This is a genomic window from Marinobacterium sp. xm-a-152 (genome assembly GCF_013282965.1).
GTDB lineage: Bacteria > Pseudomonadota > Gammaproteobacteria > Pseudomonadales > Balneatricaceae > Marinobacterium_E.
In genome coordinates this window covers 150100-164799 of the sequence record NZ_WBYI01000007.1, presented here as the reverse complement: position 1 = coordinate 164799, position 14700 = coordinate 150100, and the positions used below count along the sequence as shown (strand labels likewise).

The following is a 14700-nucleotide window of genomic DNA, read 5'->3' as shown; positions in this document are numbered from 1 at the left end:
ATAAAATAATGAAACAACTCTTTACGCTCCTGTTTGCATTTTGTTTGGTGGCAGCTATTCCCCATCAAGCGGAGGCTAAACGTTTTGGTGGCGGTTTTAGCTTGGGCAAAAGCTACTCCATGCCTAAGAAGGCGGCTCCGGCTCCGACCAAACAGGTTGCCCCTTCTCAAACCGGATCAAAAACGGCACCGACCTCAACGGCAGGCGGTAAAGCGGGTATGGGTGGTTTAATGGGTGGACTATTGGCCGGCGGTATTCTGGGAGCTCTCTTTTTCGGTGGTGCCTTTGAGGGTATCCAGCTGATGGATATGCTGTTGATTGGTCTGGTCATCTTTATGCTGTTTAAACTGTTCGGGTCGCAAAGAAGGGCTGCTTATGCTGGCGCCTCTCAGGGAGGTTACGCCCCGAATGAAGTACCCATGGCTAGAAATGCTGAACAGGGATTGGGTGGTGCTTCAAACGCTTCAGGTATGAGCGCGACGTTCGCTAAGATTGATACGCCTGAGTGGTTTGATGAAGACGCTTTCCTGGCCGGCGCTAAGGATCACTTCAAAAATTTGCAGAGTGCATGGGATCGTCAAGATTGGCAGGAGATCTCTTCTTACACCTCACCAGAGCTATTGCAGTCGCTTAAAACCAATCGAATGGTGTTACCAGAAAACCAAGTAACTGAGGTTTTGTCAGTTGATGTTGAGTTGGCTAACTTCCAAACGCTGTTGGGTGAACACATTGTAAGCCTCTATTTTGAAGGTGAAATTCGTGAAAACGGTTCGGCCACCACTACACCGTTTGCAGAAGCATGGCACCTCAGTCGAGATGCGGATTTAGACTCTGGAAACTGGACTCTGGTCGGGATTGAGCAGGTTTCTTAAGTTTTTTTAGGTAGTCGCTTGAAATCCTTTAGCTCAGCCTATAGTTTAAGCACTATCCAATAGGACCAATAAAAATTTATTTTAGGAGATTGACGATGCGCGCAATCGCAATGACTCGAGTAGCAGCACTTGCAGCAGCCGTAGCGCTTGTTGCAGGTTGTAGTTCAACTAGCACAACAACGGATGGCGGTGCAGATGGTGCAGCTACCAATAATGCAGCAACCACTCAAGGCGCTGATGGCAGCAATGTGACTGCTGGCTCTTTTGCTGAAGTTGCTAAACTGCGCACCGTTTTCTACTTCGACTTCGATCAGGCTGTTGTTAAACAAGAAGGTTTCTCTGATCTTGAAGCGCATGCTAAGTATCTATCGAACAACCCAGGTGCAACTGTTCGTCTAGAAGGTCACGCTGATGAGCGTGGTACTCGTGAGTACAACATTGCACTGGGTGAACAGCGTGCTAACGCCGTTGCTCGTCTTCTGATGGTTAACGGTGCTGGTAGCAACCAGATCGAAACTATCTCTTACGGTGAAGAGAAGCCAGCTATGCTTGGCCACACTGAAGCTGAGTGGGCGCTAAACCGTCGTGTAGAACTGAGCTACACTAGCCGCTAATGAAATTGCGTCTACTGATTGCTCTACTGACTGCTGGCACTATTGCCAGCAGTTCTGTTTCTGCAGCACAACATTCTCAATCAGCTAACAGCGAATTGGTTCTTCTTCTGCAGCAGCTGCAGGCTGAGGTTCGCCAGTTGCGTGGTGAGATTGAGACACAGCAGTATCGTTTACAAAAGCTCGAAAAAGAGCAGTTGGATCGTTACCGTGATATGGATCGCCGCCTAAGCTCTTTAGTGCTTCAACAAGCTGACCCGCTTGCTGCGCCGGCTCCTGTTGCTGCTGACCCAGTTACTACTAACCCTGTTGTTGAGACAGCGTCTCCAAGTGTGGCTCTTGGTGAGAATCGGGCTGCTTCCGAAACAAATGCACCCGTATCAAGTAGCGCTGCTGCGACACAGCCAGTTGAGACGACCGTCGCTGGTTCTCCTGTTGAGGCGGAAGCACCTGTAGCCCCTGCTGAACCTACAGTCAGTGATCGAGTGGCTTACCAGCAGGCGTTTACACTGGTTCGTGAACGTAAGTTTGATGAGTCAGTTCAAGCCTTTGAACAGTTTATTCAGACCTATCCTAGCAGTGATAACCTAGCGAATGCCTACTACTGGATTGGCGAAGTGAAGCTTGCTCAACAGCAACTAGATTCAGCTAAAGCCGCATTTGAAACGGTGGTTTCTCAGTTTGTTGGCCATCGCAAGCGCCCAGATGCACTTTATAAACTGGGTGTTGTGCAGGATCGTTTGGGTGATTCTGCAGCGCAACAGAGCAGTTTTAAACAGCTGATTGATGAGTATCCTAAAAGCTCTGCTGCTGGCCTAGCTCGTAACTACAAGCCTCGCTCATAACTATGAATCAAAAGATGAAACGTGCGGTCGTCCTGCTATCAGGCGGCCTTGACTCTGCTACGGTATTGGCGATTGCTGCTGATCAAGGTTATGAGTGTTACGCGCTAAGCTTTGACTATGGGCAGCGCGCTTTGACTGAACTGAATGCGGCCAAGGCGGTTTGCGCCTCTGTTGGTGCAAAAGAGCATCGTGTCTTCTCGCTTGATCTTGCTCAGTTCGGTGGCTCTGCCCTGACCGATAGTTCGATTGAGGTGCCTGAGGGTGAAACCGAAGGTGTGCCTATCACCTATGTGCCAGCTCGTAATACGATTTTTCTCTCCATGGCGTTGGCCTGGGCGGAAGTATTGCATGCCGATGCGATCTTTATAGGTGTTAATGCCGTGGACTATTCGGGCTACCCTGATTGTCGTCCAGAGTTCATTAAAGCCTACGAAGAGATGGCAAATCTAGCGACTAGAAACGGCATCACGGGTGAGCCATTCAAAATTGAGACCCCTTTGATCGATCTTACCAAAGCAGAGATCATTCAAGCCGGTCATCGCTTGGGTCTGGACTACGCTTTGACTGTCTCCTGCTATCAGTCAGACGATGATGGCAGGGCTTGCGGTCGCTGTGACAGTTGCCGCTTGCGAGCGAAAGGCTTTGATGATGCGGGTGTTCCCGATCCGACACGTTATATCTCAGTTTAACTCTTAACTAATTGACTCGTTACGACGTCGCTTGAAACGTCACTTTTTGAGGTTGCTATGCAAACAAAAGCAGATCTTGATCAACGCATTATGGTGCAAGAGCATTTTGCTCAAGAGCATCTGCCAAGTGATCTCACGCCTGCTCAAGTCGCTGATCTTGAAGAGCAGATAGCGGTTGAGCTGAAAGAGCGCGATGCATGCCTGGTTGCTCACTATTACACGGATCCTCTGGTTCAAGCACTGGCCGAAAAGACCGGTGGTTGTGTCGCTGACTCGCTTGAGATGGCGCGCTTTGGTGCAAATCATTCTGCATCCACTTTAGTGGTTGCTGGCGTTAAGTTTATGGGTGAGACGTCTAAGATTCTTAGCCCGGATAAGCGCATCTTGATGCCTACTTTGGAGGCAACCTGTTCACTTGATATCGGTTGTCCTATCGATGACTTTAGTGCGTTTTGTGATGCACATCCTGATCATGAAGTAGTCGTTTATGCGAACACCTCTGCCGAAGTGAAGGCGAGAGCGGACTGGGTGGTGACATCGAGTATCGCACTGCAAGTCGTTGAACATCTGGTTGATCAGGATAAAAAGATCATCTGGGGTCCTGATAAGCACCTAGGCAGTTACATCGAGAATCAAACGGGCGCTGAGATGCTGTTGTGGGATGGCTCGTGTATTGTTCACGAAGAGTTTAAAGCGAAAGGGTTGTTGGATCTTAAAGCGGTCTACCCGGACGCTGCGGTGCTTGTTCACCCAGAATCGCCCGCCTCTGTTGTTGAGCTTGCCGATGCAGTAGGCTCCACCAGTCAGCTAATTAAAGCGGCTCATGATCTACCAAACGATACGTTCATCGTAGCAACCGATCGAGGCATCTTCTTTAAGATGCAGCAGGCTGCTCCAGGCAAAACCTTTATCGAAGCGCCCACTGGTGGTTCTGGTGCAACCTGTCGAAGCTGTGCTCACTGTCCCTGGATGGCAATGAACGGCCTTCAAAATATTTTGAATGGACTGCGTCATGGCCGTGAAGAGGTCTTTGTCGATCCAGAACTTCGTCAACGTGCGCTTCGCCCACTTGAGAGAATGTTGAGCTTTCAAGCCCGCTAATCTCTAATTGAGTGAGTGACTTTCTCAGTTGCTCACTTCAATCTTTATTTAAACAGTTCATCAAACCTCAGTTGGTCTGATCGAATCTCTCTCTCCCTCTGTTCGAGCCAACCCAGTTGAACTCTATTGTTCCTAGCATCCCTGCGGGCAAACTCTACCTGCCTGAGCGCTAGATCAAACTCAGCTCGCTGAAAAAAGAACTCAATTCGGGTACGGTGAAGCTGCTCTATATCATTGATCAAGCCATAGAGCTCGGCGAGATGGTATAAAAACAGTGTATTGTTGGGGTGATCTCTAAGCAGTTTTCTGTAGAGGCTGATCGCTTGTGAGACGTTTCCCTGCTCTCTATAGGTCTTGGCCAGTGCCGCTTGCACGGCAAGGTCATTAGGGTAGAGGTCCGTTAGCTCATCCATTAACTGTCCAGTCGCTTGCCCGCTGAGAGAGAGTTGAGTTAAACGACTGAGTTGCACCCAAGGGTGTTGTTGCCAGCTTTTGGAGAGTGCCTCCCAGTGGTTTTGCGCTTCCTCGTTGTTATTCACAGAGAGCGCTTTTAAGTAGTGAGTAAAATGCTTGGCTGACTCATCTAATTCTGAGTTGTTAAGTAGCTGATTTTCAGCGCCATACTTAACAGCCACTCTCGATTTGGCAATCATAAAGTTTTGGTGGTCACGATTCTCTGTGCTTGCGCTCGGTAAATTCATGGCACGGTTAGTGGAATCAGCGATTCTCGATTCAGTCACTGGGTGGGTTCGTAAAAACTCGGGTACAGCGCTGCCCGAAAAACGATTGGCTTGCGCTAGCTGTGCAAACATCTGTGGCATCGCTTGAGGGTCATACCCTGCGGCAACCAGCGTGCGCATACCTGCTTGGTCTGCATCGAGCTCATTTTGTCTACTGAAACTAAGTCGCGCATTTTCTGAAGCACCAATAGTGCCTTGAAGTGCGGCCGCTCCTGCGTTGGGATTGATGCTGGAGAGTAAAATACTGCCGACGATGCCTGCTAATACCAGTGGTTGTCGCTGCTCGCTGGCCGCCTGTTGTTGTGCAAAGTGACGCTGACTTAAGTGGGCAAACTCGTGAGCGATCACCGACATTAATTGATCTTCTGTCTCTGTTGCTAATAGCAGTCCCGCATTGATACCAATGATGCCACCCGGTGCGGCAAAGGCATTAACCTCCTGTTGGTCGATGACCAGGAGATCTAACCGCTTATCTTGTAGCTCAGAAAAGGGTGATAGGTACCACAGTCGATCCTTGAGATAGCTCTCGACAATCGGATCGTCCAGAAGCTGGGCTTGGGCTTTCATCATGCGCATCCAGGCTTGGCCAAGTGCTCGTTCTTGCTCAAGCTGATAGCTCGAGTTGGTGCTGCCTGCTAGGGAGGGCAGGTTCTCTGAGCCTTGCACGTTAAAGCAGATAAGGCTGGATAGTAGAATGATTAAAGGGGTTCGCATCAGAGGTAGCATAGCCTTTGTTCTGTATATCAGTTACATTGCGCCGATAGATTCGCTTTTTACACTGACTTTAGTATGACAGAGATTCACATTGATAAAAGAGTCGACGCGACCGGTTTAGCTTGTCCGCTGCCGTTATTGAAAGCCAAGCAGGCGCTGAACACCCTTGAAGTGGGGCAGGTCCTTGAGTTGATTGCGACGGATGCGGGTTCTGTACGTGACTTTAAAGCTTATGCTGATCTGTCGAATCATGAGTTGATCTCTACGACAGAGAACAACCAAACCTATATTCACCTTCTTCGCAGAGGTTAATTGAGCGATGCAAAAGATTTTTAGTAAATGGGTACAACGTTACTTCTCAAATGAGGAGGCACTGTTGCTGTTTTTACTGCTGTTTGTCTCTGGTTTGGTGATTTGGCACTTAGGTGGTGCGCTGATTCCGGTCTTTGCAGGGCTCATTCTTGCTTTCATGATGCAGGGCGGTGTCAATCGATTGAAAAGCATTGGCTTGGGTCACAAAAGTGCCGTTGCAACGATGTTTATCGCCTTTACCGGTTTTGTTGTAGCAATGTTCCTGTTCATTCTCCCTGCTGTTTGGACGCAGTTGGTGAACCTGTTCAATGAGCTGCCCGGCATGGTGACCAAGCTGCAGCAGGTATTGATGCTGCTCCCTCAGAACTACCCTGAATTGGTCTCTGCTGAACAGATTCGCAACCTTATCGGCACCGCTGCCGCTGAGCTGAGTCAGTTAGGGCAGTGGCTACTTAGCTTCTCGTTAAGCTCTCTAACGGGTGTGTTAACCGCGCTGATCTACTTCGTTTTGGTGCCTTTTCTGGTGCTCTTCTTCCTGTTGGACGGTGATCGTTTGATCGCTGGTTGGACCGCATTTCTGCCTAAGAAGCGGGAGATGATGGATCAGGTCTGGAACGAGATGGACTCTCAGTTGGCTAACTATATCCGCGGTAAGGCGATTGAGATTTTAATTGTTGGTGTCGCAACCTTTATCTCTTTTGCACTGCTGGGTATTAACTATGCCGCGCTACTCGGTTTGTTGGTTGGTCTGTCGGTGTTGATTCCTTATATTGGTGCTGCGGTGGTGACCGTTCCAGTGGCGCTGATCGCCTTCTTTCAATGGGGTTGGAGCGATCAGTTTCTCTACCTGATGCTTGCCTATACGATCATTCAGGCGATCGATGGTAACGTGATCGTGCCCTTGCTCTTTTCCGAAGCGGTTAATTTGCACCCGGTCTCTATTATTGTCGCTGTATTGGTGTTTGGAACGCTATGGGGGTTCTGGGGTGTGTTCTTTGCTATCCCGCTAGCGACTCTGGTTAAGTCGATTGTTTCAGCTTGGCCTACAGCGGATGAACTGCCTCCACCTGATGCAGGGTGAGTTGAACCGTCGATGTTAAAAAAGAAGGGGTGCTGAGCCACCCCTTGTTGTATCGGCTACTCGCCCAATATTTGAGCGGTGTGCTCTTTGGTTTTGACTTTGGCAATCACATCAGAAACCTTGCCCTGCTCATCGATGATGAAGGTGGTTCTGACCGTGCCCATGTACTCTTTGCCGTAGTTCTTTTTCAGCTGCCAGGTTCCGTAGAGTTCATGAACGGCATTGTCTGTATCGGCAATAAGTGGAAAGGGAAGATCATACTTTTCGATGAAGTTACGATGCTTGGCCTCTGAATCTGTGCTCACCCCGATCACTTGATAGCCATTGTCCGCCAATCGCTCAATATTATCTCGTAGGTCACAAGCTTGAGCGGTGCAGCCAGGTGTGTTGTCACGCGGGTAAAAGTAGAGAACAACCTTTTTACCCTTGTACTGGCTTAGCGTGATTGTCTCTCCATTCTGGTCTTTTGCTTCAAAGTCCGGAGCTGTTTGACCGACTTCAACCATCTTTATCTCCTAGTAATGCAATAAAAAGTTACTGTGCCTCTACGAATGTTACCCGGAAATCGTTTAAAATGGTTGGCTAAATAGTATTCTTGCTGATCATTAAAAGGATAACTCCTTAGAGATCAGCAACCGAGCCATAATAAGGTGAAATATATGATTCTTGGCAGCCTCGTTGCGCTGGTAACACCGATGCACAATAACGGTGATATTGATTGGCAGGCTTTAGATCGCATTGTCGATATGCACATCGAACAGGGCACAGCCTCAATTGTTGCTGTAGGCACCTCTGGAGAGTCTGCGACACTGGATTATGATGAGCACCTAGAGGTGGTGGCTCGCGTTGTTGAACGTTGTAAAGGCAAAATGCCGGTCATTGCCGGTACAGGCGCTAACTCTACTCGTGAAGCGATTGAGATGACTCGCGGTGCCAAAGAGGCGGGTGCTGATGCCTGTCTTTTGGTGACCCCTTACTACAACAAACCGACTCAAGAAGGTCTCTACCAACACTACAAAGCGGTCGCTGAAGCCGTTGATATTCCTCAGATTCTCTACAATGTTCCCGGTCGTACGGCCTGTGATATGTTGCCAGAGACAACGCTTCGTCTGGCTGAGGTGAAAAATATCGTCGGAATCAAAGAGGCGACCGGTGATATCGAGCGTGCTCAATACCTGATCGATAACGCACCAGCCGACTTCGCAATCTACTCAGGCGATGATGCCACCGCGATCGAGCTCATTCTTGCTGGCGGTCACGGGAATATCTCTGTTACCGCTAACGCAGCGCCTAAGGCGATGGCCGAGTTATGCCAGCTCGGCTTGGATAAAAAGTTCGACGAAGCTCGAGCACTACAGCAGAAGCTGATGCCGCTGCATAAAGATCTATTTGTTGAATCCAACCCTATTCCAGTGAAATGGGCCATGTATGAGATGGGTTTGATTGGTCAGGGGATTCGTCTGCCTTTGACGCCGCTATCTGAAGAGAATCGCCCAACGGTTGTTGCTGCGCTGAAACAGACAGGTTTGATTTAAGGTCCCTACTATGAACGCTCGCTTTTGGATGCTGTGTGGAACGTTGGTTGTATCGGGTTGTACGATGCAGGATGCAATCAAGTCGAACCCGATATACGGCGAGAAGGGTGTTATCCGTGATCGCGGTCAAGAGTACGCTCTTGCACAGCCGGGTAAACGTCTTGTCATCCCTGAGGGTATCAATGCCAAGAGCACTGAAGATCTACTTCAGGTTCCTGAGATAAATGAATCAGAAGCCGTATCAAACGAACTGGTTCCAGAAGCGCCTCGCCCAGAGTTCTTTTTTGCCGTTGATGGCAATGATCGTGCATCGATTCGACCACTTGAAGGTGAGCGTGTCATTCTGGTCGATGAGCTGATTGACCAGGTGTGGGTTGAACTAAAGCCATTCTGGCAGGATGCCAACATCAACCTGGCCATTGCAGACCCAAAAACGGGCGTGATGGAATCTGAGTGGATAGAGGTTGCAGGCGAGGATCTTAACTACTTTCAGCGTCTATTGAATACCGTTAAGTTTAACTCTGAAGCAAATGAGCCCTCACTCAACAAACTGCGAGTGCGTTTGCGTCCTGACCCTGATAACACCGAGAGAACAGCCATCAGCATGGAGCATGCTCAGATTGCATTGAGTGCTGATAAGAGTGAACTTGATTGGAGCAGTGATGCGACTGAGTTGGCGTACTCTAATGAGATCATGTTTGCTATGTTGAACTACCTGGGTAAGGGGGATGTTGCTTCTACCGCGCCTACTCTATCTCAGTTCCAAACTGCCGACCGTTTAACGGCGACTATGGGGCGTGACTCACGTAACCGTCCCTTGTTGAATGTTAAAACCAGTGGTGATCAGGCTTGGGAACTTGTGAATAAAGCTCTTGATAGTGCCGGCGTCGACGTAGGTACTCGCGATCGAGACGAGGGTATCATCTATCTAACCTTTAAACAGACTGTAGCAGAAGAGAAACCTAAAGGTTTCTTGGAGTGGCTCCGTTCCAACGAGATGGGCCCTATCACTCTGGACACCGAACTGCTGTCAGGCAAAGCAACTGATGAGCAGCCCTCTGATGTGGTTTATAGTTCAGACCCCAATGCGATTGTCGCTGGTGCGCAAGCAACTCAGGAAGAGCTTCAGGCAATGGAAGGCTTTAAAGTTTGGATGGGCGGTCGAGTCGTTTATGTCTTTGGGCAAGATAACCAGAAGCGCCTAAACGATGCGACTGGTGAACTTGAGTTGATTAAACGTTTTCAGTTGAGCTTCAATCGTGCTCGTACTGGTGTTTTGTTGACGGTCAATGATGATAAAGGTAAGCCTGCTGACGCGGGTGGTGCTGAACAGCTTCTATGGTTGATTAAGGATAATCTGCCTCTTTGATTATAAGTTGCAATAGATGCAGCTGCTTTGGAGTTTTGAATGGAAAAGCGTGAAGAGCTATATGCCGGTAAAGCGAAATCGGTATTTACGACTGATAACCCAGATCTAATGATCATGGAGTTCAGAGACGATACCTCGGCGTTTGATGGCAAAAAGATGGAACAGCTTGATCGTAAAGGTATGGTCAATAATAAGTTCAACGCTTTTATTATGACGGCTCTTGCGAATGCGGGTATACCTACTCATTTCGTTGAGCTGCAGTCTGATAACGAATCTGTGGTAAAACGACTCGACATGATGCCTGTTGAGTGTGTTGTTCGTAATATCTCAGCGGGTTCGCTTTGTCGCCGTATCGGCGTCGAAGAGGGGCTGGAGCTGAATCCGCCGACCTTTGAACTATTTCTTAAGAACGACGCGTTGGGTGACCCGATGGTCAATGAGTCTCTTGTTGAGACCTTTGGTTGGGCTGAGCCTGCTCATCTAGCCACAGCAAAAGAACTGACCTTCAAAGTTAACGATGTGTTGAAGAAGATGTTTGATGATGCTGGTATGTTACTGGTGGATTACAAACTTGAGTTTGGCGTCTTCAATGGTGAAGTGTTATTAGGTGATGAGTTCTCTCCAGATGGCTGTCGTCTGTGGGATAAAGAGACCCGTGAAAAGATGGATAAAGACCGCTTCCGTCAGGGGCTGGGTGGTGTCATCGAAGCCTATGAAGAGGTGGGTCGCCGTCTTGGAATTACTTTTTAATTCCAATCAAAACGCATCAAGAAGCCGGCTTAATATGCCGGCTTTTTTGTCTTTAGAAGGGAGCGGGGGATGAAAAGCTCAGGCGTTCTCCAGAAATAGGGTGGTGAAGCTCAAGTAGGTCAGCGTGGAGCATCAGTCTATCTGAACAGGTCAACGCTTCCCCTTCAGCATATAGGTTGTCGCCTAATATTGGCTGACCCAGGTATTGGCAGTGGACTCTAAGCTGATGGGAACGCCCAGTAATCGGGTAGAGTGATAATCGAGTGGCTGTGTGCCCATTGATTAGCTCCAGGCCTCGGTTACGGTAGAAGGTGAGCGCATGCTTTCCCTGTTCGTGATCAATGATCTGAAGGGGACGGCGATCCCAGTCACAACGAAGGGGTTGTTCAACCCAGCCATCAGCTTGACTCATTTCGCCGCTGACTAGGGCGGCGTATCGTTTGAATGGAATACGATTTTGAAACTGTATGCTGAGCTCGCGATGAGTCATTTTTGAGCGAGCAAGCACCATCAGCCCTGACGTTGAACAGTCGAGACGATGAACGATCAACGCATCAGGCCACTGTTCAACGGCACGACTCCATAAGCAGTCTTGCTTATCCTCTCCTCGTCCAGGAACAGAGAGCATTTCAGCCGGTTTTTCTAAGATCAGCATATCCTGATCTTCATAGTGACACTGGATCATGGTGTCGGCTCAAACAGTGCAATTGATTCGACGTGATGAGTCTGCGGGAACATATCAGCGACTGTGAATCGCGTCATTGAAAAGCCAATATCAGACAGTGTTTTACTGTCGCGCACCAGCGACATTGGGTCACATGCGATGTAGAGTATGGCTCTTGCTCCAAGATTTTGCAGGTGAGGAATCAGGTCAGCTGCACCACTTCTTGGCGGATCAAGAAGAATAAGATCGTACTGGCTATTCAACCAAGCTGTCTCTGTATTGACGTTGCTAAGATCTGATTTGATGGATGTTAAGTTGTCGATCGCATTGAGTGCTGCATTGGCTTGTGAACGTTTGACCATAGCTGAAACACCCTCTACTGCCACCACCTCTTTGGTTAGTTTTGCCAAAGGCAGGCTAAAGTTACCGAGCCCTGAGAATAGATCGAGAAGACGATCCTCTTGTTTAGGCTTTAGCCACTCAATTGCGCACTCTACAAGAGCTTCGTTGACAGAAGCATTCACCTGTATAAAGTCATTGGTATCAAACTGATATCGGATATCACGCTGTCGATTAATGAACTCCGGTTCTTCAATGCTATTCAGAGTCAGGGTTTGATCATTAAAACTGACTCGTAAGTTGATGCCCTCAGTGACGGCTAGTGAGGTTAGGGCACCTATAATCTCGTCTGATGGGCGCTTTTTAGCACGGATCTCAACCGCCAGTAAGTTGTCGCCATCGCTCAAAGAGAGGTGCGTTAATGTCTTAAGTTTATCCAGTCCATCCAGGCGTTCGCGCAGTGCAACTAAAAAACGGTTACACCGATCGGTCAGGACGGGACAGCTAGGTATATCTATTAGCTTATTAGATTCAGAACGCCTAAAACCGATGATTAACTCACCACTCTCACGTTGATTAATACCGACACGAGCGGAGCGGCGGTAGTTGAGTTTTTGTTCCGAGACGATAGGGGGCTCAGTGATCTGTGGCTCAAGATTGGATTGACGCTTAAGTGTGGTGAGTATATGGTCACGCTTCAATTCTACTGCACGCTCAGGGTCTAAATGCTGAAGATCACAGCCGCCGCACTCACCAGCATAATCACAGCTAGGTTGGATGCGGGCATCTGAACCCGTTTGAATCTCAGTTACAACCGCCTCATCAAAGCGCTTACCTGCTTTAGTCAAAGTAGCACTGACCGTTTCACCTGGTAGTGCTCCCTGGATAAACAGTGCCTTGCCGTCGACTCTTGCGACTCCGCGACCTTCCAAAGAGAGAGATTCAATCTGAATACTCTCTGGCAGGGAACGAGTGGCTTTTGCAGGGGCCTTTTTAGGGCCTCCATATCTAACGGTGCGTCTGCGCATGGGAACTTAGTACTCTTAAATGTCGGCTTTTAGGCCAGTTAATCTTTTCTAAGCGAATCTTTAACTGCGATCGGTGAAGGGTAGTTAAATATGACAATGTAGGTCGACAACAGGAAGCTCAAAATCGCGGTGGCTTGAATAACGTGGGACGCTTCAGTGCCAATTAAACCGGATGCAAACGCGAGATAAGCGATCAGTAACGAAAACTCAGAGATTTGTCCCAAACGAAAGCCTATCTCCCAGCCTGTTGAAGGTGATTCACTGATTCGACCTAAAAGCAGTCGGAAAATAACCGGTTTTAATAGCAGAACGGCGATGGTTAAGATCAGCGCAGGTACTATGATTAATCCAATTAAATTTAAATTGAAGCTGGCGCCGACTGAGAAGAAAAATAGAATCAGGAAAAAATCGCGCAACGGTTTTAGATTGGTTGCGATGTATTGCGAAATTGGGCTGGTTGCCAGAGCAATGCCCGCGATAAAGGCACCCATTTCGGCCGAAAGGCCACCCAGTTTTGCCGCCTCAGCCATGCCAAGACACCAGCCAATCGCCACTAAGAAAATGTATTCATGAAAACGGTCAAACTTCATCAGTAAGGGCAAAATGACATAGCGAACGCCTGCCCATGCAAAAATACCCAATGCCGGTAGTGCGATGGCCGATTTGACGAAACTGCTCATCGGATCGCTGTCACCTCCCGAGTTGAGTATCAACAGGACAATAATGGCGATCACGTCCTGCAACAGTAGAAGACCGACGACCAGTTCTCCGGTGTGTTTGTGGTGTAGGACGGTCGTGGGTAGCAGCTTAATCCCTATGATCGTGCTGGAGAACATCACTGCAGCACCGATGATAACTGACTCAGCCTGACTGAATCCAAACAGGCTACCCACGCTAAAACCTAAGCCTAAGAACAGTGCCGAACTGGCAATCGCCACCAGTGTTGCCTTCTTGAGCATATGGATCAGATGGGCAGGCTGCATATCCAAACCCAGTAAGAACAGCAGAAAGATAATGCCGATATGAGCGATATCGCTGAGTAGATTAGTATCGGAGACCAGTTCAAGACCGTAAGGTCCGAGCAGTGCCCCAAGCACAATATAAGCAACAAGCAAGGGCTGGCGTGTAAACAGTGCTACAGATGCTAGCACCGCTGCGCCGGTAAAAATAAGAAAGAAAGATGTAAACAGACTGTGCTCTAGCATGAGTGCTCTCCGGTGGATGAGCAAATTGTAACAAGTGAGAGAGAAAATCGTTACGTTTAAATAATTGAGTGTTTTACTCGGAATTAATAACTCGCTATCCTATAGCGCATTATCGGTACGACTACTGGAGAGTTTTGATGTTAAATATTGAAGTGACAGAAGGTGCACAAGGTTACCTTGCCGAGCTTCTAGAGAAGCAGAACGTTGAAGGCATTGCGGTCCGTCTGTTTGTGACACAACCGGGCACAACCTATGCGGAAACTTGTCTAGCTTACTGCCGTCCTGATGAGGTCAATGATGAGGACGAGGTGATGCAGCTTGAACAGGTTCGCTTCTACATTGAGAAGAACAGCATTCCCTACCTTGATGAAGCGTTTATTGACTATGCTACTGATCGTATGGGCGGTCAGTTAACGATTAAAGCGCCGAATGCCAAAGTGCCTAAGGTGTCTGCCGACAGCCCAATAGAAGAGCAGATTAACTACATTCTCTACTCAGAGGTTAACCCTGGTTTAGCTTCACATGGTGGTGAAGTTAAGCTTGAAGAGGTCTCTGAAGAGGAGGCTGGACTTGTCGCTATCCTTCGTTTCGGTGGTGGTTGTCAGGGTTGTAGTGCCGTTGATATGACCTTAAAAGACGGTGTTGAGGCGACGCTAATTGAAAAAGTACCTGGTCTGGTCGGCGTTCGAGATGTCACAGACCATAGTCAGCGTGAACAGGCTTACTACAAATAAACTTGATCAGTTACAAGACACAGCGCCTCATTAGAGGCGTTTTTCAATTTGTAAGCCCCGTAGGGCGCGACGTGAAACATCCATCTACAGCGTTGGATCGCTTATTAAGGA

The 14700-nt window shown here is 48.5% G+C and carries 16 protein-coding genes; 11 read left to right on the top strand and 5 right to left on the bottom strand.

What is annotated here, in order from left to right:
* Positions 1-8 precede the first annotated feature (8 nt).
* The 5 genes from XMA152_RS08740 (at position 9) to nadA (ending at position 4118) form a co-directional block, all read left to right on the top strand.
* Positions 9-872, top strand: a complete 864-nt coding sequence (locus tag XMA152_RS08740; protein ID WP_173480433.1) for a Tim44 domain-containing protein — start codon at positions 9-11, stop codon at positions 870-872.
* A 95-nt stretch (positions 873-967) separates the two neighbouring features.
* Positions 968-1486 (top strand): peptidoglycan-associated lipoprotein Pal, encoded by a 519-nt coding sequence (gene pal / locus XMA152_RS08735; protein ID WP_173480434.1) that lies wholly within the window; start codon positions 968-970, stop codon positions 1484-1486.
* Entirely contained in the window at positions 1486-2328 is an 843-nt protein-coding gene (gene ybgF, locus XMA152_RS08730) for a tol-pal system protein YbgF (RefSeq protein ID WP_173483364.1), read from the top strand. Before pal ends, ybgF begins: the two co-directional genes overlap by 1 nt.
* Before the next feature lie 14 nt (positions 2329-2342).
* On the top strand, positions 2343-3017 hold the full coding sequence (gene queC / locus XMA152_RS08725; protein ID WP_217363676.1) for a 7-cyano-7-deazaguanine synthase QueC: 675 nt from the start codon (positions 2343-2345) through the stop codon (positions 3015-3017).
* A 57-nt stretch (positions 3018-3074) separates the two neighbouring features.
* Positions 3075-4118, top strand: a complete 1044-nt coding sequence (nadA, locus tag XMA152_RS08720) for a quinolinate synthase NadA (protein ID WP_173483362.1) — start codon at positions 3075-3077, stop codon at positions 4116-4118.
* A gap of 44 nt (positions 4119-4162) precedes the next feature.
* On the opposite strand, the gene XMA152_RS08715 is transcribed toward nadA, so the two are convergent.
* Positions 4163-5572, bottom strand: a complete 1410-nt coding sequence (locus XMA152_RS08715; protein WP_173483361.1) for a M48 family metalloprotease — start codon at positions 5570-5572, stop codon at positions 4163-4165.
* 75 nt (positions 5573-5647) lie between these two features.
* Here XMA152_RS08715 and XMA152_RS08710 point away from each other — a divergent pair, with 75 nt between their 5' ends.
* Both XMA152_RS08710 and XMA152_RS08705 read left to right on the top strand, forming a co-directional pair.
* Entirely contained in the window at positions 5648-5884 is a 237-nt protein-coding gene (locus tag XMA152_RS08710; protein WP_173480439.1) for a sulfurtransferase TusA family protein, read from the top strand.
* Between the two features lie 7 nt (positions 5885-5891).
* Positions 5892-6965, top strand: a complete 1074-nt coding sequence (locus XMA152_RS08705) for an AI-2E family transporter (protein ID WP_173483360.1) — start codon at positions 5892-5894, stop codon at positions 6963-6965.
* 56 nt (positions 6966-7021) lie between these two features.
* On the opposite strand, the gene bcp is transcribed toward XMA152_RS08705, so the two are convergent.
* Positions 7022-7471 carry a thioredoxin-dependent thiol peroxidase gene (bcp, locus tag XMA152_RS08700; protein ID WP_173483359.1) on the bottom strand — a complete coding sequence of 150 codons (450 nt, stop codon included), beginning with the start codon at positions 7469-7471 and terminating at the stop codon, positions 7022-7024.
* Between the two features lie 153 nt (positions 7472-7624).
* Here bcp and dapA point away from each other — a divergent pair, with 153 nt between their 5' ends.
* From dapA to purC, 3 genes are read left to right on the top strand one after another with little or no spacing between them, the layout of a single operon-like run.
* Complete coding sequence (dapA, locus tag XMA152_RS08695; protein ID WP_173483358.1) at positions 7625-8500, top strand: 4-hydroxy-tetrahydrodipicolinate synthase; 876 nt, start codon at positions 7625-7627, stop codon at positions 8498-8500.
* 10 nt (positions 8501-8510) lie between these two features.
* A complete protein-coding gene (gene bamC / locus XMA152_RS08690) occupies positions 8511-9869 on the top strand; it encodes an outer membrane protein assembly factor BamC (protein WP_173483357.1) in 1359 nt (452 codons plus the stop codon).
* 39 nt (positions 9870-9908) lie between these two features.
* Entirely contained in the window at positions 9909-10619 is a 711-nt protein-coding gene (purC, locus tag XMA152_RS08685; protein WP_173480444.1) for a phosphoribosylaminoimidazolesuccinocarboxamide synthase, read from the top strand.
* 52 nt (positions 10620-10671) lie between these two features.
* Here the strand turns inward: purC and XMA152_RS08680 are convergent, their stop codons facing one another.
* Genes XMA152_RS08680 through XMA152_RS08670 form a run of 3 tightly spaced genes read right to left on the bottom strand, consistent with a single transcriptional unit; the run spans position 10672 to position 13855 of the window.
* Complete coding sequence (locus XMA152_RS08680; protein WP_254446080.1) at positions 10672-11274, bottom strand: RluA family pseudouridine synthase; 603 nt, start codon at positions 11272-11274, stop codon at positions 10672-10674.
* Positions 11275-11300: 26 nt separating this feature from the next.
* Entirely contained in the window at positions 11301-12650 is a 1350-nt protein-coding gene (gene rlmD, locus XMA152_RS08675; RefSeq protein WP_173483356.1) for a 23S rRNA (uracil(1939)-C(5))-methyltransferase RlmD, read from the bottom strand.
* Between the two features lie 38 nt (positions 12651-12688).
* Positions 12689-13855: a cation:proton antiporter gene (locus tag XMA152_RS08670; protein WP_173483355.1), complete on the bottom strand. Its 1167-nt coding sequence runs from the start codon at positions 13853-13855 to the stop codon at positions 12689-12691.
* 137 nt (positions 13856-13992) lie between these two features.
* Between XMA152_RS08670 and nfuA the strand changes: the two genes are divergently transcribed.
* Positions 13993-14589: a Fe-S biogenesis protein NfuA gene (gene nfuA, locus XMA152_RS08665; RefSeq protein WP_173480448.1), complete on the top strand. Its 597-nt coding sequence runs from the start codon at positions 13993-13995 to the stop codon at positions 14587-14589.
* Positions 14590-14700 lie beyond the last annotated feature (111 nt).